Annotated in this window: 16 protein-coding genes; 6 read left to right on the forward strand and 10 right to left on the reverse strand. The window is 56.1% G+C overall.

Going from position 1 to position 18,206, the window contains the following annotated elements; translation table 11 throughout:
* The first annotated feature begins 4 nt into the window (after positions 1–4).
* Entirely contained in the window at positions 5–1,735 is a 1,731-nt protein-coding gene (locus A7E78_RS10795) for an ABC transporter ATP-binding protein (protein WP_083553031.1), read from the forward strand.
* Positions 1,732–3,507, forward strand: coding sequence for an ABC transporter ATP-binding protein (locus A7E78_RS10800; protein WP_072284268.1), 1,776 nt, complete (start codon positions 1,732–1,734; stop codon positions 3,505–3,507). Before A7E78_RS10795 ends, A7E78_RS10800 begins: the two co-directional genes overlap by 4 nt.
* A 52-nt stretch (positions 3,508–3,559) precedes the next feature.
* Here the strand turns inward: A7E78_RS10800 and A7E78_RS10805 are convergent, their stop codons facing one another.
* The 4 genes from A7E78_RS10805 to nifU form a co-directional block, all read right to left on the reverse strand.
* Positions 3,560–4,135 (reverse strand): hypothetical protein, encoded by a 576-nt coding sequence (locus tag A7E78_RS10805; protein WP_072284269.1) that lies wholly within the window; start codon positions 4,133–4,135, stop codon positions 3,560–3,562.
* 86 nt (positions 4,136–4,221) lie between these two features.
* A complete protein-coding gene (locus A7E78_RS10810; RefSeq protein ID WP_072284271.1) occupies positions 4,222–4,977 on the reverse strand; it encodes a response regulator in 756 nt (251 codons plus the stop codon).
* 353 nt (positions 4,978–5,330) lie between these two features.
* A complete protein-coding gene (gene nifS / locus A7E78_RS10815) occupies positions 5,331–6,554 on the reverse strand; it encodes a cysteine desulfurase NifS (protein WP_072284273.1) in 1,224 nt (407 codons plus the stop codon).
* The gene (gene nifU, locus A7E78_RS10820) at positions 6,551–7,396 is read right to left on the reverse strand and encodes a Fe-S cluster assembly protein NifU (protein ID WP_072284274.1); all 846 of its coding nucleotides are present in this window, start codon (positions 7,394–7,396) and stop codon (positions 6,551–6,553) included. The genes nifS and nifU overlap by 4 nt, the downstream gene beginning before the upstream one ends.
* Positions 7,397–7,808: 412 nt before the next feature.
* Between nifU and A7E78_RS10825 the strand changes: the two genes are divergently transcribed.
* From A7E78_RS10825 to A7E78_RS10840, 4 genes are all read left to right on the forward strand, one after another.
* Positions 7,809–9,155, forward strand: a complete 1,347-nt coding sequence (locus A7E78_RS10825) for an alanine/glycine:cation symporter family protein (protein WP_072284276.1) — start codon at positions 7,809–7,811, stop codon at positions 9,153–9,155.
* Between the two features lie 94 nt (positions 9,156–9,249).
* Positions 9,250–9,780, forward strand: coding sequence for a thioesterase family protein (locus tag A7E78_RS10830; protein WP_072284277.1), 531 nt, complete (start codon positions 9,250–9,252; stop codon positions 9,778–9,780).
* Between the two features lie 49 nt (positions 9,781–9,829).
* Complete coding sequence (locus tag A7E78_RS10835) at positions 9,830–10,369, forward strand: YeeE/YedE thiosulfate transporter family protein (RefSeq protein ID WP_072284279.1); 540 nt, start codon at positions 9,830–9,832, stop codon at positions 10,367–10,369.
* A complete protein-coding gene (locus A7E78_RS10840) occupies positions 10,369–10,896 on the forward strand; it encodes a DUF6691 family protein (protein WP_072284281.1) in 528 nt (175 codons plus the stop codon). Before A7E78_RS10835 ends, A7E78_RS10840 begins: the two co-directional genes overlap by 1 nt.
* A gap of 163 nt (positions 10,897–11,059) precedes the next feature.
* Here the strand turns inward: A7E78_RS10840 and A7E78_RS10845 are convergent, their stop codons facing one another.
* From A7E78_RS10845 to A7E78_RS10880, 6 genes are all read right to left on the reverse strand, one after another.
* Complete coding sequence (locus tag A7E78_RS10845) at positions 11,060–12,742, reverse strand: sensor domain-containing diguanylate cyclase (protein WP_235606735.1); 1,683 nt, start codon at positions 12,740–12,742, stop codon at positions 11,060–11,062.
* Entirely contained in the window at positions 12,739–12,963 is a 225-nt protein-coding gene (locus tag A7E78_RS10850; protein ID WP_072284283.1) for an integrase core domain-containing protein, read from the reverse strand. The genes A7E78_RS10845 and A7E78_RS10850 overlap by 4 nt, the downstream gene beginning before the upstream one ends.
* A 670-nt stretch (positions 12,964–13,633) precedes the next feature.
* The gene (locus A7E78_RS10860) at positions 13,634–15,280 is read right to left on the reverse strand and encodes an alpha-keto acid decarboxylase family protein (RefSeq protein ID WP_072284285.1); all 1,647 of its coding nucleotides are present in this window, start codon (positions 15,278–15,280) and stop codon (positions 13,634–13,636) included.
* An 8-nt stretch (positions 15,281–15,288) separates the two neighbouring features.
* The gene (locus A7E78_RS10865; protein ID WP_072284287.1) at positions 15,289–15,963 is read right to left on the reverse strand and encodes a lysophospholipid acyltransferase family protein; all 675 of its coding nucleotides are present in this window, start codon (positions 15,961–15,963) and stop codon (positions 15,289–15,291) included.
* A complete protein-coding gene (locus A7E78_RS10870) occupies positions 15,960–17,231 on the reverse strand; it encodes a glycosyltransferase (RefSeq protein WP_072284288.1) in 1,272 nt (423 codons plus the stop codon). The genes A7E78_RS10865 and A7E78_RS10870 overlap by 4 nt, the downstream gene beginning before the upstream one ends.
* A gap of 391 nt (positions 17,232–17,622) precedes the next feature.
* Positions 17,623–18,033 (reverse strand): TraR/DksA family transcriptional regulator, encoded by a 411-nt coding sequence (locus A7E78_RS10880; protein WP_072284291.1) that lies wholly within the window; start codon positions 18,031–18,033, stop codon positions 17,623–17,625.
* Positions 18,034–18,206 lie beyond the last annotated feature (173 nt).

Consider the following 18,206-nt stretch of genomic DNA (forward strand, 5'->3'; position numbering starts at 1 on the left):
TCCTTTGTCCCGCCTGCGTCTGATTCTGCCCTATTTCGCCCCCTACCGCTCCCTGCTGCTGGTCGGGCTGGGCTGGTTGCTGCTCACCGATTTTCTCGGGCTGCTCCTGCCCTGGATGCTTAAGGTCGGGGTTGATTCCGCGCAACAGGGCGCACACCGGCAATTGCTGCTGGCAGCGGCGGTGCTGTTGGTTGGGGCGCTGCTGCGTTTCGGTACCCGGTTGTTGTCGCGTTTTGCCTTTTTACATAGCGCCTGCCGTCTGGAAATCGATCTGCGACGGGATTTGCTCTCCAGTCTGCTGTGTCGAGAAGGTCCCTTTTTCGATAGCCACCGCACCGGCGATCTTCTGTCCCGTTGCACCAACGATCTGAGCAATATCCGCACCATGGCCGGGTTCGGCCTGTTGATTCTGCTCAATACGGTTCTGGTCTACCTGCTGACCCTCTCCCTGCTCTTTTCCTTGTCACCCTCATTGACCCTGCTCGCCCTGATTCCCTATCCCCTGCTGTTGTTGTTGGTTAAATACCTGAGCGGCCGTTTGTTAACAGCATCCTCCGCAGTACAGAAGGGTTTAGGACGCATCAGTGAAGCCCTGGAAGAGGGGATTTCCGGTCATGCGGTAATCCGTAGTTATAGTCTGCATGGCGTACGATGCGATCACTTCGAGCAGCTCAATGGAGAGTACCTGTCCAGTTCTCTCAAACTGGCGAAACTGCGGGCTCTGATCGGCCCGGTCATGGCTTTGATTGCGCCGATCAGTACCTTGCTGATCCTCTATTTCGGCGGTGGGCGGGTCGTGGCCGGAAAGTTGTCCCTCGGCGAGTTGATCGCCTTCAACGCCTATCTCATGCAACTGGCTATGCCGACCTTGATGCTCGGCTGGGTGCTCAGTCTGGGCCAGCGGGCCATGGCCAGCATCGAACGGTTGCGTAGCCTGCTTACGCCCCTTCCCTCGACTGAAAGGCTTCGGCTGGCGGCGGCTTCGACGGCGCCAACGGTGGAAATTCAGCGTCTTAATTTTGCCTATGATGGTCAGCCGGTGTTGAAGGATCTTTCCCTGACCTTGACCGCTGGCAGTCTGACCGGGATCAGCGGCACAACCGGCTCCGGCAAGAGCACTCTGTTGCAATTGCTGGCCGGTTTCTATCCCGTCAAGCCGGGAGAGATCAACATTGACGGTCAGGACTTGACGACTCTCGACCCGGTGGAGCATCGCCAACGTTTGGCGGTTGTACCTCAGGAAGGCCGGTTGTTTTCCGGTACTCTGCAAGATAACCTCCTCTACGGTGTGCCCGGCGCCGACACCGAACTGTTGCAGCGGGTGGCCGATGCAGTGTGCCTGAGCGATGAAGTGGCTGCTTTTGAAGAGGGGTTCTCCACCCGCGTCGGCGAGGGAGGTAAAGCCCTGTCCGGTGGACAGCGGCAACGGGTTGCTCTCGGACGGGCTTTGGCCCGCGACGGTAGCCTGTGGTTGCTCGACGATCCTTTCAGCCATCTTGATGCGGCGACGGCCCGCCAGGTATGGCAGGCCCTGCAGCCTCTGTTGCGGGATAAGACGGTGCTGCTGGTTTCCGCCCGGGTATCGTTGCTGGAGATGGCCGATGATATAGTGATTCTCGATCAGGGACGGGTTGCGGAGCAGGGGTCTCATGTCGAGCTGCTGGCACTGGAGGGCCGTTATGCGCGCCTGCTGGAGCAGGAGCGTCTGAAGCAGGAACTGGAGGGACTGGCATGAAGCGGGGCATGTTCGACATGGACGAGGTGACCGGTCGTTCTCTCGACTGGTCTCTGTTTCGGCGGTTTCTTGGTCTGGTGGTGCCTTACCGGCGTAGTGCGGCGGGAGCCATGCTGTTGTTGCCCTTGTCCACCGCCGCCCGCCTGGTTCAGCCATATCTGGTCAAGATCGCCATCGATGAGCATATCGTTCCGGCGCAATTGGCGGGCCTGGAATGGATCGTCGCCCTGTTTTTGTTCACGGTCTTTGGCGAAAGCCTGCTCGGTTTCGGGCAGGCTTATCTGGCCCAGGGGGTCGGTCAACGGATCATGGCGGATCTGCGTAAGAATGGCTTTTCCCGCTTGCTCAGACTGCCGGTGAGCTTTTTCGATCGTCATCCCTCCGGGCGGCTGGTGACCCGCCTGAGTGGTGACGTGGAAAATGTTGGCGAACTATTCGGTTCGGGGGTCGCTGCGGCCTTTGGCGAACTCTTTTCCCTGGTGTTTATCGTCGGCCTCATGTGGTGGCTGAATCCCGAGTTGACGCTGGTGGCCTTTACCTTGATTCCGTTGTTGCTCCTTATCCTGTGGTTGTTTCGTCGCAGCATGCGCGGCGCCATGCGCCAGGTGCGGTCCAGGGTAGCGGATCTCAACGGCTATCTTGCCGAGCGCCTGGCCGGTATCCATGAAGTGCAACTGTTCGGTCAGGAGCAACGTACCCTGGAGGAATTCGGCGATCTGCAGGAAAGATATCGGCAGAGCTCCTTTCGGGCCATTCATTGGGATGCTTTCTTGTTCAGTGCCCTGGAAACCCTCAGTGCCCTGGCCATCGCCGGCATTCTCTGGCGCGGTGGCAGCGGGGTTCTTGCCGGTACCGCAACCTTCGGTACCCTGGTGGCCTTCATCGAATATGTACAGCGTTTTTTCGCTCCACTGCGGAAATTGTCGGCTCAATACTCCCTGCTTCAATCGAGTAATGCCTCTTTGGAGCGACTGTTTCAATTGTTGGATGAGCCACCGGAAGAGACCGGAAATCCGCTGCCAGGCGGAGGCAAAGGCGCCCTGAGATTGGAGCAGGTTTCTTTCAGTTACGATGGGCGGACCCCGGTGCTGAAGAACATCGACCTGAGCATCGAACCGGGACAGACCGTTGCCCTGGTCGGCGATACCGGAAGCGGCAAGACCACTATCGGTCGCCTGTTGCTGCGCTTCTATCAACCCGGTTCCGGACGTATTCTCCTCGATGGTGACGATCTTGCCGGTCTTGACCCGGAGCTGGTCCGTCAGCGCATCGGTTGGGTCGCACAGGACCCCTTTCTTTTTGCCGGCACGGTGCGCAATAACCTTGATCCACGGCGGTTTCACAACGACCAGGAACTATTCAAACTCATAAAGCGTAGTGGCTGTTCTACGGTGGTGGAACGATTAGGAGGGCTGCAGGGCCGCATCGAAGAGCGAGGAAAAAATCTTTCAGCCGGCGAGCGGCAATTGCTTTGCCTGGTGCGTGCCCTGGTGCAGCAGCCCGCCATCATCGTCTTCGATGAGGCGACCAGCCGTCTCGATGCCGGTACCGAGGCGTTGGTCAAGGCCGAAATGGACCAGGCTCGCAAGGGGCGCAGCGCACTGATTATCGCCCATCGATTGCGATCGGTAAGTACAGCCGACCGGATCCATGTTCTGCACCATGGTTGTATTCGTGAAAGTGGCAGTCACGACCAATTACTGGCTGAAAATGGCCTATATGCCCGCCTCTGGAGGCTTCAGGATCTGGCCAATGGCAGCGAAGAACTATAGGATTCCAGCGGGGCTTGTGCGGCCGAGGTGAGGATTGTTCCGGTCGGCTGTTCTACCGGGGCGTTGACGGAGCAAAGGCGGGTTCTTTTTGGAAGGGGGCCTCAAGGGCGGTCGGCAGTTTAGGGTCGGGATCGATTTCAGGCAATAAAAAAGGGTAACGGGAGTTGGCCACATACTCCACCAGGGCATTGGCGAAGGATAGACGATAATCCCCTTCTTTGGGTTGGTAGCTCAGCAGGGGAGGATGCAACAGGCGTTGGCCGGGAAGGTCCATGGCCAGATTATCCAGCTGCTGCGGAAATCGACCTTGCTCAAGGCGATAGTTACGCAGAGCCAGGCGAACTTCTTCGCCCCGGTTCAGACACTCGTCAAAAGCCCGGCCGGCGATCGTCTGACCAGCGAACCAGGCACCGATAAACAGCAGCGCCGCGGCCAGTAGGGTGGTGCGTACATGGAAGCTGTCTCGATGGGGAGCCAGAGCCGCAGTGGCCAGGGGCAGGGCGATAAGGGCCAGCAACACCCTGCTTGAGATCAAGGGAAGGAAACCTTCCCCAAACCAGAAGCCGGTCAAGCCGGTGCCTGTAAGGAGTGCTGCGGAAATAAATTTGCGTAGCGGGGTTGAAAGCATGTCGGTACGGCTTCCTGGCATCCCGGGAAAGAGAAGGTTCCGTGCATTTTTAAAAAGGAAAGGCCCAGGCCTTCTATCCGGAAGGATTAGTTTGACACGGGTCGCCCGTTTTTTGATGCTTTGAGCTCAGGTTTATGGTCGGCATCGTGGGAGATATGCTCCCAGACCGCCAACAGGTCCGGCAGGCTCAGGGACAAAAACTGCAGTCCCATGCCGGGGGGCATGCCGGGGTTGACCGGTTGCCCTGGTGTATTGATCCAAGCTACGAAGGCTTTGCAGATGATCGGCTGGGAGACATTGGGCAGACTGAACTCAAGAAACAGTTCCTGGTCCGGCGCATAGGGTTCGTCCGTTTCAATGAACACGCCGCCGGAACTGAGGTTGACGGAAAAGGCGTGGAACAGGTTTTTCGAATCGACTCCGTAGCGGACGATGAGCCGGGTCGGAACCCGGGGAAACGAACGATAGGCCAGGCCGAGAATGCGCCGGGCGGTGGCCAGAAGCAGATGATTGCTGAGGGGCTTGAAGATAACGTCGGTGCATTTGACCTTCAGGCAGCGGGCCAGGTCCTCTTTGCGCTGGCTGTCGATGACCAGGATCACCGGTGTCGCCTGCAAGGTCAGGTCCTGGCGTATCATCTCACAGCAGGCATCCCCCGCCAGACCGCCGCAGTAGAGATCCAGAAAAACCAGGTCCGGTCGTTCCTTTTCGATCAGGTCCCAGGCATGTTGGCCGTCGCGGGCGATAAAAATATCGAACCCTTCCCGCATGGGGAAATCTACGTCAAGATCAAGGGAAGGGATTATCTCGGAAGAGATAAGGATTTTGGGGTTGCCAGCCATTAAATTGCTCCTTGGCGCCGTTGATTTCTGCCTGGAAAAGCGTGCCGGTTGAATGAGTGGCAGTAATTATAACCGCTTATGGGCATTAGGCCAAGTTTTTTGCTGGACATATATTTTGCGATGCTAACAGAAACCAAATCAGTAAAAAATGGCCCGCGGATTTGATCCGCGGGCCATTTTTATGGGGCTGGCTTTGGCGAACTAAGAAGTCTGCATTCCGTTGGACCTTTCCCCAATAAAATACCCCCTCAGCCTAGCTAGAAGGTGCTCATGGCCAAAGCAGTGCAGGTCACACAGATTTTATAAAAAAGACCTCCCGGTAAAGGGGAGGTCTTTTTTGGTCAAAACTTTGGTTAACCGTGAACGTGGTGCTCGACGTCGCCGCCGGTGAGGAAACTGCTCGGCGGTTTGCCGGCCTGATAGTCTTTCCAGAAGGGGGACATTTCGCGGATGCGCTCGATGATCGGCGGCATCACCTTGATGACATGGTCGACGTCCGCATCGGTGTTGTAGATGCTGAGGCTGAAGCGCACCGAACCGTGGGCGGCGGTAAAGGGCACGCCCATGGCCCGCAGCACGTGGGAAGGTTGCAGCGAACCGCTGGTACAGGCCGAACCGGAAGAGGCACAGATGCCTTCTTCGTTGAGCAGCATCAGAATCGATTCGCCTTCGATATATTCAAAACTGATGTTGCTGGTGTTGGGCAGGCGATTGAGGGGATCGCCGTTAATCAGGGTGTTGGGGATGCGTTGAATCAATTCCGTCTCGAGACGGTCGCGCAGGGCTCGTACCCGGGTGTTTTCTTCTTCCATGTGATCGGTAACGAACTCGGCGGCCCTCCCCAGGCCGACAATGTAAGGGACGTTCTCGGTGCCGCCCCGTCGTCCGCCTTCCTGGTGTCCGCCGATCATGAAGGGGGAAAATTTGGTTCCTTTGCGCAGGTACAGAGCGCCGATGCCCTTGGGAGCGTGCAGTTTGTGACCCGAGAGGGAAAGCAGATCGATAGGGCTGCGGCTCATGTCCATAGGGATCTTGCCCACCGCCTGCACCGCATCGGTGTGAAAGGGAATGCCCCGTTCCTTGGCGATGGCGGCAATCTCGTCGATGGGAAACAGCACCCCGGTTTCGTTGTTGGCAGCCATGATGCTGACCAGGGCGGTGTCTTCTTTGAGAGAGGCCCGCAGTTCATCGAGATTGAGTTTACCTTGGCGATCGACCCCCAGCTCAGTGACGCGATAACCGCGAGCTTGCAGGTGGTGGCCGACGTTGAGCACCGCCGGGTGCTCTACGCGGCAGATGACGATATGCTTTTTCTCCGGGTAGGAGTAGAGGGTGCCCATGATCGCGGCGTTATTGCTTTCGGTGCCGCAACTGGTGAAGATGATCTCTGCAGGGTGAGCGCCGATCAGGGCTGCGACCTGTTCCCGGGCACGGGCGAGATGCTTGCCCACCTGTCCGCCGAAGCTGTGCATGCTCGAGGCGTTGCCGTAGAGTTCACTGAAAAAGGGCAGCATGGCTTCGACCACCTCGGGGGCGGTGCGGGTGGTGGCGTTGTTGTCGAGATAGACGGTTTTCATCCCTTCACCTCCTCCACTACCAGGTCGGGGCTGACAAATTCACGCAGCTTTGCCTCGACGAAGTTTTTCAGGGTGAACTGGGACTGGGGACAGAAGGAACAACTGCCGCGTAGAGCTACATAGATGGTGTCGCCGGCGACGTCAATCAGCTCCAGATCACCACCGTCGGAGCGGATCGGCGGCAGGATCTCCCGCTCCAGGGTTTCCTGAATCAGCCGGATCTTTTGCAGGTTGGTCAGTTTCTGACCCGCCGGAACCAAATTTTCTGCCGGTTCCACCGGTTTTTTCCCCCACAGTTTCGTGAGAATCGCCTCGATCTTGGGATGACAGGCCTGGCAGCCGCCGCCGGCCTTGGTGAAGTCGGTGATCTGTTCGAGACTGGTCAGGTCGTTTTCGGTGGCGACCCGCTCGATTTCCTTGTCGGTGACGCCGAAGCATTTGCAGACGATCTCGAAATCTTCCTTGACCGCCTCTTCGCCCCGGTAGTTGGCGATGGCCGCTTCCAGGGCTTCCTTGCCCATGACCGAACAGTGCATCTTCTCTTCCGGCAGGCCGCCGAGAAATTCAGCCAGATCCTGATTAGAGATTTTTTCCGCTTCTTCCAGGGTCATTCCCTTGGCGATTTCCGTCAGGGCCGAAGATGAAGCGATGGCGCTGGCGCAACCGAAGGTCTGAAACTTGATGTCTTGAATGCGTTTGTTTTCGTCGAGTTTAAAGGTCAGGCGCAGGGCATCGCCGCAGGCCAGTGAGCCGACCTCGCCAATGGCATCGGGGTTTTCGACTTCGCCGACGTTGCGCGGGTGCAAAAAGTGATCCTTGACTTTATCGGTATAATCCCACATCGAGTCATCTCCTGTTGGATGGGTTGCGGCTGCTGCTATTGCTGCCTCTGTCTGCAAGGCTATTATAATTATTATCCTGTTTTATCCCAATGTATATAGCTCTGATGAATTTGTCAAAAGGTGATTGGAAAGGTAACAATTCAATGCCTTAGTTTCGAAGGGAGTTTTCCCAATGGAATCAACCGGTTTCAATTCTGGAGTTCGGTGAGGAATTTCTCCGTAGAATGGGTGCGAAAGAATAGACGAATAAGACCCGCCATCAAAAAATAACTTATTTGACGGAGAATCGGTCCCGTCGAAACTCCTATTATATTGTCATCCTTGAACTATTCCTTGGGCTGAAGGGTTGCGTTGCAAGGAAAAGACGGCTATTAATCAGGGATCATTTTTCATGACTGTTGGGAGGGTTATTATGCAATCGCTGATCGATACGCTGAACGGCTGGGTCTGGGGCCCGGTGACAATCGTCCTGCTGGTAGGCAGCGGGGCCTTTATTACCCTGTTGCTCGGGCTGGTGCAGCTGCGTCATTTCGGCTATGCCTGGAAACTGATTTCCGGAAAATTCGACAATCCGGATGACAAGGGGGAAATTACCCATTTCCAGGCTCTGAGCGCTGCCCTGTCCGCCACCATCGGCACCGGCAATATTGCCGGAGTCGGCACCGCCGTGGCTCTTGGGGGGCCGGGAGCGGTGTTCTGGATGTGGATGACGGCCCTGTTCGGCATGGCCCTCAAGTACGCCGAGTGCCTGCTTTCGTTGCATTTTCGCACCATTCACGAAGATGGCTCAGTCAGCGCCGGGCCGATGTATTACCTGGAGAAGGGGTTGGGCCAGAAATGGCTCGGGATGCTGTTTGCCTTTTTTGCCATGATGGCTTCCTTCGGTATCGGCAACATGGCGCAGGCCAATTCGGTGGCCGAGCCGCTGCAGACCCATTTCGGGATACCCAAGGTAGTGACCGGTGTGGTTATCGCAACCTTGGTCTTTGCGGTGATTGTCGGCGGTATCAAGCGCATCGGCAGGGTGGCCAGTAAGCTGGTGCCCTGCATGGCGATCTTCTACGTGTTGGGAGCCTTGATGGTCATAGGCCGCCACTATACGCTGTTGCCCGACGCCTTCGCCTTGATTTTTCGCAGCGCTTTCAGCGGTAGTGCGGCGACCGGTGGCTTTGCCGGAGCGGCCGTGTCCCAGGCCATCCGCTTTGGTGTGGCTCGGGGCGTTTTCTCTAATGAAGCGGGCCTCGGCAGTGCACCCATCGCACACGGTGCGGCCCAGACCGAGGAGCCGGTGCGCGAAGGACTGGTGGCCATGCTCGGCCCTTTCATCGATACCATCACCATCTGTACCATGACCGCCCTGGTGATCATCCTCACCGGTGCCTATCAGAGCGGCTTGAGCGGCGCCGATTTGACCGCCAGTGCTTTCAATCTTGGTATGCCGGGCAAAGGGGGCTATATAGTGGCTATCGGCATCGCCTTTTTTGCTTTTTCCACGGCCATCAGCTGGTCCTACTACGGCGACCGTTCGGTGGAGTATCTGTTCGGCCCTAAGCTTATTCTGCCCTACCGGGTGTTTTTCTGTCTGCTGCTGCCGGTGGGGGCGGCCATTGAACTGAAGCTGGTGTGGAATATCTCAGATATTTTCAACGCTCTCATGGCCTGGCCCAACCTGGTCGGGCTGCTATTCCTCAGCCCTCTGGTGTGGCGCAAGACCCGGGAGTATTTCAGTGATCCGGCGAGGGTTTATCCTAGAGACTGATTGGCACCCGTTGTGGGTTATGCTGTTGACGTGTAATATTAAATAGGCGCATAGGTAGTGCGGTTATGCCTTGGTCAAATTTGCGGAGGAAGGCTTGAATCTCTATTTTCGATTACTCTGGATGATGTTGCGGCTCTGGTTCCGACCGGGTACTGTATCGCTGACAGAGCCTTTTCGGCGTTCTTTTCGCGTATTGCCCACCGACTGCGATTTTAATCTGCATCTGACCAACAGCCGATATTTTGCCTTGATCGATGTAGCCCGGGTCGAGCAGCTGGCGCGCTTGAAATTAATCGGGCCGCTATTGAAAAAACGCTGGCTGCCGTTTCTGAACGCTAGCGAGATCACTTTTATTCGGCCTTTGCCCCCTTTAAAACAGTTCGATATCGTCACCCGTATCGTGACCTGGGATGACAAATATCTCTATCTTGAGCAGCGTTTTGAGACCCCCGGTACCCTGCACGCTGTTTCATTGGGGCGCGCGGCCTTTGTTCATGGGAGGGATTTAGTACCGCCGTCGCAGATTGCGGCATTGGCCGGGCATGCGGGAGAGGCGCCGGTCTGTCCCGCTGTGATCGAAGGCTGGCATGTTTTGCTTAAAGAGAAAAAAGACCATTTTGCATAAAAATCCTGAGGCCGGCAATTTTCAAGTTTTCGAGTTAAGGAGAAATGCAATGAAGCAGACAGACGATCCTGGTAGTTGGAATCCTTACCTGGCTGGTGCCTTGACCGGTCTGGTGGCGGTGGCATCGGTGTTCTTTACCGGCAAGTATTTCGGCGCATCGACGTCCTTTGTGCGCACTGCAGGCATGTTGGAGCGGCTGGTCAACCCCGAGCGAGTAGCGCAGAACAGTTATTTCAGCAAATACCTCGAGTCCGGCGTGTCGGGTATAGATTGGCAATGGATGTTTGTCGTCGGCATTCTGCTCGGAGCCCTGATTGCTGCCGTCACTTCCGGATCTTTTCGCTTGCAGGCGGTGCCCGACATGTGGCAGCGTCGTTTCGGCGTTAAAACCGGTCTTGGCAGGTTTCTGACCTCCTTTATTGGCGGCGCGATCCTGCTGTTTGGTGCTCGGCTGGCCGGCGGTTGCCCCAGCGGTCATGGCCTGAGCGGGGTGATGCAACTGGCGGTGAGCGGCCTGGTGGCCCTGGTCTGTTTCTTCGCCGGCGGCATGCTGGTCGCACGCCTGCTGTACCGAAAGGGGGACGAATAATGAATCTGCTGATCTGGGGTCTGGTGACCGGCGTACTGTTCGGTTTTTTGCTGCAGAAAGGGCGGGTGCTGCGTTACGACAAGCAGCTTGGTGCCTTGCGGTTGATTGACATGACCATCGTCAAGTTCATGTTCTCCACCGTGCTGGTGGGCATGGTCGGCATCTACCTGCTCAACGATCTCGGCCTTGTAGAACTCAAACTCAAAGGGGCCGTGCTTGGCAGCAACATCATCGGTGGCCTGGTCTTCGGCGTTGGCTGGGGCCTGGTCGGCTACTGCCCCGGCACCTCTCTGGGGGCGCTAGGCGAGGGGCGTGTCGATGCCGTTGGCGGGATTCTCGGCATGATCTTCGGTGCTGCAGCTTTTGCCGAAGTCTATCCCCAACTCAAGGCATCAGTGATGACCTGGGGTGACTATGGCAAGATAACTTTGCCGCAACTGTTGGGGGTCAATCACTGGCTGATCGTTGTCGTGATGATCGTGCTGGCGCTGGGCATGTTTCGCTGGTTCGAAAAGAAAGGGTTGTAAGTAGCGTTCTTAAGGGGTTTGGTTGCAATGGAAAGGGGCAGCTGGCTATGACCGGCTGCCCCTTTCCGCAAAACCCAGAGTGTCTAGTATCCTGGTGGCGATTCAGTTTATTGGAATTCTTTTTGCTCATAAAGGAAGACTAAGCAAAAAGGCAGACACCGAATCACAGGCTATTTGCTCCAAGAGTGTAGGCACTTTTTCCTGTTTTTTTTGAGTCATACAGGGCCATATCTGCTTTTTTGAACAATTCTCCGAAGTCTCCATCATCGACATCCATGGCAATCCCGATACTGACAGAAATTTTGGTGTGCGGGAACTTCCGGGCAACTTTTACTTCAAATCCTGTCAGCAGTTGCTCAGCGCACTGTTTCGGCCTGTCCGAACCTTCCATCTGAGGAAGAATGATGGCAAATTCATCACCGCCAAGACGAAAGAGATTTTCAGCGGGAAAAAGCTGCTGCAGCAAGTCGGAAAAGGCGACCAGCACTTTGTCTCCTTCAACGTGACCATGCTGATCATTGACTTCCTTAAAGTTATCAAGATCCGTGAGCAACAGAGCTGTACCGGACTGACAAGGGGTTTTCCGCATAAAGTCCTGAAGACTGCGCCTGTTATTCAATTTAGTCAAATGATCGGTGTGGGCATCGATCAGCAGCTTGTTTTTGTATTGATGTTCAAGAGTTATATCCACAAAAATATACACATGGCCTGCCAGTACGCCAAAAATATCCTGTAGCCTTTCATCATGAATTTTCAGAACTTTATTCTTTGAAAGAAGCAACAGCCCTTCTTTTTCTTTCTCAATAATCCATCGTTTACTGCGAGTGAATGATTTAGAGTCATCGATCAAAAAATCAACCTTTTTGCCGATGAACTCGGTACGGTCAAGAGCAAAAATATTGATAAATTTTTGGTTAACACTCGTAATATTCCTGTCTTTGTCGGTCACCATGACTGGAAAAGGCAGTCCCTCAATCAAAATATTTAACTCGATTAGCAAGTTCTGCAGGTCGGTCACATCGCGGGCGAACCCAACTGTGCCGATAACCTCACCATCTGTGTCAAAGATCGGTGATTTATAGGTTTTAAACTTTCGAAGTTCATCACCGCATTTCACAGTTTCATCAAACAGGCAGGTTTCCTTCGTGTTGAGAACAATCTCTTCAGACTCCAGGCAAATATATTCCCCTTGGGCGTATTCATCAGGTTCAAGATCCCAGATGTAATAATGCCCGCGGCCTTCTATCTGAGCTTTGGTTTTATTGACGGTACGGCAGAAACTGTCGTTGACTTTTAGGTGAGCCCCACGCGCATCTTTGAACCAAATCAGATCGGGCAGACTGTCTATCAGGGTATCCAGATATTTTTGGCCAAGTATGGTCTCTTCCCGTTCTTTGAGATGCCTTAAAATCCCCGCAAAGGAGGCCTGGAGTTTGTCAGCAGCAAGAGGCTTGATCCAGACCTGGTCAAAGAGGTGGAAATTCTCTGCCAGAATAGGAAAGCTATCGGAAGTAAAACAACCTATCACGACAACCGGGTCATCTTTGATTGCCTCAATGCGCTCCAAGAATTCTGGTGCAACGCTTTCGAAATCAAGGATAATGACCGAGTAGTCGCTTAAATCGGTTTCATCGACATTGGGTGAGCAAAAAAACTGATGGGAAAACCTTTCCTCGGGTTGCATCCCTTGGAGAATCGTTTCGAGTTGAGGATCCTGTGAAGCAATAAAGATATTGAGTAACCGATGATACATACTTAACTCCTCGGAAATATTAAGCGAACGGCCAAGCTGCAAAGTTCCTTCTTTTAGGGCCACCGATAAATAGAGTTTTCCTCCAATACTCATGTGGCCAGATATTCTTTCGGCGTTAATTCCCCCAGCGCGGCGTGAGGTCGGATCTCGTTATATTTAATGATCCATTTGTTGGTTATTACCCGATCCTCTGACAATCGATGAAAAACATATAGGTCAAGACCCTCATTGCGATAGATCCGATTAAAGTGTTCGATAAATGAGTTCTGACTTGGCCTTCCGGGCTTGATGATCTCAAGATGGACAATACCCAACAGGCAAAAAGATTTCTAAGCTTGGATATGGCAACAGCCATGCCGAAAAGGGTTTATCAGTTGTTCCAATACTCCTATTAAAGTGAAGTTTAAGCCTCCGGCCGATCGTCTTTTCTCAAGGAGAATCAATAAGTGGCTGAAAAATTGACATAAAATGTTCCAGGGTACTGAGTCTGATTCTTTAGGGGATTTGGTGGGAAAAGATTTTGAATAGTCACTTTCCATAAGAGGACGAATTAGTCATCGTACACAAAGTGTGGCGCCAGGCTAAAACCGTGTCCCCACTTGTGGGGCATGCCCCACATCGGCTAGGCCTTGTCGGCTATTGTCCGGGCACCCCTCTCGGTGCTATCGGTGAGGGTCCTGTGGATGCCTTTTGGGGAATTTTCAACATGCTATTGGGAGGCACTGCCTATGTGGACCTTTACCCACAGCTCAAAGAGGGTGTCTTGATCTGGAGGATCTACGAAAAAATCATTCCGCCACAGTTGTTCGGAGTGAATCCTTGGCGGATGGTGTTGGCGATGATCGTGCTGGCGCTGGTTCGAGAAGAAAGGGTTGTAAGTAGCGGCTTAAGGGGTTTAGTTACAATGGAAAGGGACAGCCGGTCATGACCGGCTGTCCCTTTTTTGCTGTTCAGGAGTTGTTTGCAACAATCGGTGTCTGGCCGTTACTTGCCGCTGTTGCGAACCTTGGCCCCCAGGGCATCGGTGAGTCGTTTCAAGGCCGGTGAGTGGTCGTGGGGATCGAGATGCACATCGAGAATCGCCGGACTGTCGGTGTGGGTCAAGGCGGCCTGCAGGGCCTGCTCGAAATCTTTTTCGCTGAAGATCTCAAATCCCTGGACGGCGCCAATGACCTCCGGTAGCCGGCTGAAGCGCCAGACGGGAACATCGTTGAAGCGGCCGTCGGTCATGGGCCGCTCGGTACCGTATCCCCCGTTGTTGAGTACTACCACAATGGGCGACAGGCCGAACCGGACCGCGGTGGAGAGTTCCATGCCGGTCATCTGAAAGGCGCCATCGCCCACCAGTACCAGGGGGCGCAGGTCGGGGCGGGCCAGCTGGGCGCCGATGGCCCCGGGGACCGCAAAGCCCATGGAGGTATAGTAGGCCGGGGAGAGGAAGGCCGCCGGGTGGCGGATGGTCAGATCGGTGGCGGCAAACATGGCATCGCCGGGATCGGCCAGCAGAACCATATGGTCGTCGATGAAGGTTTCCAGATATTCAAAGAGGCGGCGGATGGTGATGGGCTCATCCTGTGCTTCAAAGGGCTGTGGCGCCGCTGTCGGTTTAGCTGCGGCAGTGCTCCGGTGTGGCAGGTTCTGGTCGAGCAGGCCGGGCAAAAAATCGCCCAGCAGCACCTCGGGGTACTGGTGGAAGGCGATGGAGCTGCCGTCGCTGGAGGAGGAGATGGTCAGGGCCTGATCGAGCTTGGCGGTGAAGATGCCCAGATTGACATCGGTCATGAAGGCGCCGAGCATCAGCAGACAGTCGCTCTGCTCCACTGCCTGTCGGGCCTTTTCCTTGCCCACGGCTCCCTCGTAGACACCGAGAAACAGAGGGTGATCCTCGCATAGGGTCGATTTGCTCAAGGGGGTGGTGGCAAAGGGGATGCCGGTGGCTTCCAGTAGCTGCAACAGGGGTTGCTGCAGGCCGAAACGCTGGATTTCGATGCCGGCGATCAGCACCGGACGCTGAGCTTGTGCGAGTCGTTGCACCGTCTCGGTCAACGCCTCGTGCAAGGCGTCGGGATCGCTGGCCGCTGCCGGAGGCGAAGGATCGCCGCTGCAGCTGCAGGCTGCCTCAGTCAGGTCGCGGGGCAACTCGATGTACACCGGTTGTTTGTGGCGCACCGCAGCTGCCAGTACCCGGTCGATCTCACAGCAGCCGTTTTCCACGTCGATCAGATCGGTGGCGGCGACGGTGAGGTGGCGGAAGATGTTGAGCTGGGTATCGAAATCCCGCACTTTATGATGCAGCAGGGGATTGCGATGGCGCTCGTTGAGTCCCGGCGCCCCGCTGATGACCACCAGCGGCGATTTCTCGGCAAAGGCCTGGGCGGTGGTATTGGCGATCTTCAGGCCGCCGACGCAATAGGTGACGCAGACCACGCCGAGGCCCTTTAGGCGGGCGTAGGCATCGGCGGCAAAGCCCGCCCCCTGTTCGTCGCAGGTGTTGATCATCTGCAGAGGGCTTTCTTCCAGTTGGCGGTAGAAATCGAGAATATAATCGCCGGGTACGCCGAACACATGGTCGACGTCATAGTCGATAAGGCGGCGGATCAGATAGCCGCTGACGGTGGTTTCACCCTTCATAAGACCTCCTATCGAGCCGGGTTGTTTTTTCCGGCGGGTTGCCTTATCAGCTCCAATGCCTGACGGTGGCAGCCCTGCAGGCGCTGCTGCAGCTCCTGGCTGAACCGGTCCAAGGCCACATCGGGCAGATGGGGCGGCAGTTGCAACGGTTCGCCGACCACCAGCGCCACCCGGCTGAACAGCAGCGGTAATTCCATCTTATCCCAACGGCGTTGTAAGCGCCAGTTGGGCCGGCTGGCCACGCCGAGGGGCAGAAGGGTGAAACCGAAATGGGCGGCCAGGGTTAGCAGTTGCGGTTTGACCTCTCGGTCTGGTCCTACGGGGCCGTCGGCAGCGGTGGCCCACACCGGCTGTTCGGCCAGGCGCCGGCGCAGGGCGACAAGGAACTGGTGTCTCGGCTCGGCCGGCAGTTCAAGAGTGGAGAGACCCAGGCGTTGGCAAAGGGCACTGAGGGTTCGGCCACGCCAGGAGCGATTAGTGAGGGCACAGACCCGCCGGTGGTGCAACAGGGCGAGGAGGGCCAGATAGTCGCCGTGCCAGCATAGCAGCAGGGTGCGCTCACCGCTGGCAAACTGGGTGTCGAGACGCTGCAGACCGTGTTGCTGGCGGCGCCAGCTGGCCCCCCACAGCCGCAGTAGCAACGCGCCGATTGATCCCAGCAGTCGCTGGCCGCTATCGCTCACTGGCGCGGCCGCTGACGGTTGCCCGGTTTCAGGGCATGGATGATGTTGTGGACGATTTTCCATTCTTCCTCGAAACGGAAGCGCCAAGCGGTCCATTGGTTGCCGTTGGGCCGGGGGCAGTTGGAAGCGGCGATCAGCCTCGCATAGAGGCTCTGGAGACGGGTAACGGCCTTGTCCATGGAAAAATCCTGAGCGCTGTTCAAGGCACCTTCGATCAGGCGCATGCGCTCTGCTGGCAGCAGCTCCGCCAGCCAGTTCAGGGCCGCAACAAAGGACTTTCGCTGTTCTGACGGTAGCAGACGGCCGTTGATGCCGTCGCACAGGATGTCGCGCACCCCCGGGGCGTCGATGGCCACTACCGGGGTGCCCGCGGCCATAGCTTCGGCCAGAACCAGGCCCTGGGTTTCGCTTTGCGAAGCAAAGACGAAGATGTCCATGGCGCGGTAGGCATCGGCCAGTTCCGCTAAGGGCAATACCCCCAATGCATGAACCCGCCCTGCCACACCCGCGGTGGTAAGGTATTGCAGGAGCGAAACACCCTCCGAACCTTCTCCTGCCAGCAGAAAATGCGCTTGCGGCCGTTGGCGCAGAAAGTCTGCTACTGCTGTCGCCAAAAAACCGAGGTTTTTCTCCGGCGCCAGGCGGCCGACGTAACCAAGCAGCAGCGCATTCGCGGGGATGGCGTGCTGCTGTCGACATCTTGCGCCGTCACCGTCGGTAAAGCGCTGCAGATCGATGCCGGTGGGGATGATCTCGATGGGCACCTTGACTCCACGTCGTTGCAGACAGGCCGCCAGGGTGGCGCTCGGGGCGATCACTGCGGTGCACAGGTTGCAGTAACCGGTCGCCAGGTCGGCGGCGAAGCGGCGCACCCGCGGAGAATCGAAGGGCAGGTTGTGGGTATAGCGCTCGTACATGGTGTGATGGGTGAAAACCATCGGCAGACCGCGTTCGGCGGCGATACGCAGGGCGGTGTCGCCAAGCAGAAAGGGGTGGTGGGAATGAACGAGTTGTGGTGCCAATTCGCGCAATCGGTTGTACAGTCCCACCGGGGCCGGGAGCGGCACCGAGAAATCCGTGTGGTGAAACCGGTGCAAAGCCGGCCAGCGTAGCACCCCCGGCTCGAAGCCCGGCTGGCCGATAAAGGTTGGCGCTACCACCAGGACCTGATGGCCCCGCCGGCGCAGAGCGTTGCTGAAGCTATGTACGCTGCGTGCCACGCCGCCCACATGAGGGTGGTAGGTGTTGGTCATCATCAGAATGCGCATGATACCGGCGCTCCAGGAGAAAGACGGACATTGGCGAGGTGCTGAAACCTGGATCTACGCTATCAATAATAACAGCTTTGGCGGCAACCTGAATTGGCGGGGGCTTCGGATCGGTTATTTGAGGATAATTGTCAGGCGGTTGCGGCACCGGTCTGGACTACGGTTCGAAGTGGCGATGCGGGGTGGTCGGCAAACGGCGGGAAAGAATGATGCTGTTTCTGATAGGGCCGAAGCCAGCAACAATAATACCCCGGGTCCTAAGTGGGATAGGAAATTACGGTGCTTGGGGTCGGGCGGCGGTAAAAAGCCTGTTCCGTCGCACTGGCTTCAGTAAACGCTGCCGCCGATCCGGCAATAGCCGGACTGGCGGCAGGCTATGGATGTGGTCCTGTTAGCGTCCAGGCAACCGACTTGACGTCTGTTTTTCCAAACGTTCTTTTTCCTCGGCGTATTCGATGCTATAGCGGGCCCATGGCCGGACCTTAAGGCGCGGATAGCCGATGGGTTCCTCGGTCCCTTCGCAGAGGCCGAATTCCTCGGTGTCGAACTTTGCCAGGGTCCGGTCGACCTCGCGCAATAGTTTGACTTCTTTATCCAGAACCCGCAACTGAACAGCCTGTAGTTGGTTGATGGCAGCTTGATCCAGCTCCTCGAGATTGTCGTCGGGATCAAACTCCATATCACGGGCGCGCATAGTCTCGATGGACTTGACCAGTTCCCGGCGTTTTCCTTCCAGCAGCTTCTGTAATTCTTGCCATTGTTGCTCAGTCAAACCGTTGATTTCTTTTGTTTTAGTTGCCATTCTCAGCACCTCCTATCCAGAAATCTGGCCAAGCCAGCATAGTGAGACTTAAATGTAGCATAAACGACGAAAATTATCAGTAGCCTAAACTATTTTAATCATAAGGTCACTAGGGTATTTAATTTGCCAGGATACGATTCGTATAATTGGTTTTGCTCTCGTCAATACAAGAC

The organism is Syntrophotalea acetylenivorans, from assembly GCF_001887775.1.
In the GTDB taxonomy this organism is placed as follows: domain Bacteria; phylum Desulfobacterota; class Desulfuromonadia; order Desulfuromonadales; family Syntrophotaleaceae; genus Syntrophotalea_A; species Syntrophotalea_A acetylenivorans.

What these genes read in the sequence shown, in the direction of transcription:
- A7E78_RS10800 (WP_072284268.1), top strand. Translation starts at nt 1,732, where the DNA reads ATGAAGCGGGGCATGTTCGACATGGACGAGGTGACCGGTCGTTCTCTC.
- A7E78_RS10805 (WP_072284269.1), bottom strand. Translation starts at nt 4,135, where the DNA reads ATGCTTTCAACCCCGCTACGCAAATTTATTTCCGCAGCACTCCTTACA.
- A7E78_RS10810 (WP_072284271.1), bottom strand. Translation starts at nt 4,977, where the DNA reads ATGGCTGGCAACCCCAAAATCCTTATCTCTTCCGAGATAATCCCTTCC.
- nifS (WP_072284273.1), bottom strand. Translation starts at nt 6,554, where the DNA reads ATGAAAACCGTCTATCTCGACAACAACGCCACCACCCGCACCGCCCCC.
- nifU (WP_072284274.1), bottom strand. Translation starts at nt 7,396, where the DNA reads ATGTGGGATTATACCGATAAAGTCAAGGATCACTTTTTGCACCCGCGC.
- A7E78_RS10825 (WP_072284276.1), top strand. Translation starts at nt 7,809, where the DNA reads ATGCAATCGCTGATCGATACGCTGAACGGCTGGGTCTGGGGCCCGGTG.
- A7E78_RS10835 (WP_072284279.1), top strand. Translation starts at nt 9,830, where the DNA reads ATGAAGCAGACAGACGATCCTGGTAGTTGGAATCCTTACCTGGCTGGT.
- A7E78_RS10840 (WP_072284281.1), top strand. Translation starts at nt 10,369, where the DNA reads ATGAATCTGCTGATCTGGGGTCTGGTGACCGGCGTACTGTTCGGTTTT.
- A7E78_RS10845 (WP_235606735.1), bottom strand. Translation starts at nt 12,742, where the DNA reads ATGAGTATTGGAGGAAAACTCTATTTATCGGTGGCCCTAAAAGAAGGA.
- A7E78_RS10860 (WP_072284285.1), bottom strand. Translation starts at nt 15,280, where the DNA reads ATGAAGGGTGAAACCACCGTCAGCGGCTATCTGATCCGCCGCCTTATC.
- A7E78_RS10870 (WP_072284288.1), bottom strand. Translation starts at nt 17,231, where the DNA reads ATGCGCATTCTGATGATGACCAACACCTACCACCCTCATGTGGGCGGC.
- A7E78_RS10880 (WP_072284291.1), bottom strand. Translation starts at nt 18,033, where the DNA reads ATGGCAACTAAAACAAAAGAAATCAACGGTTTGACTGAGCAACAATGG.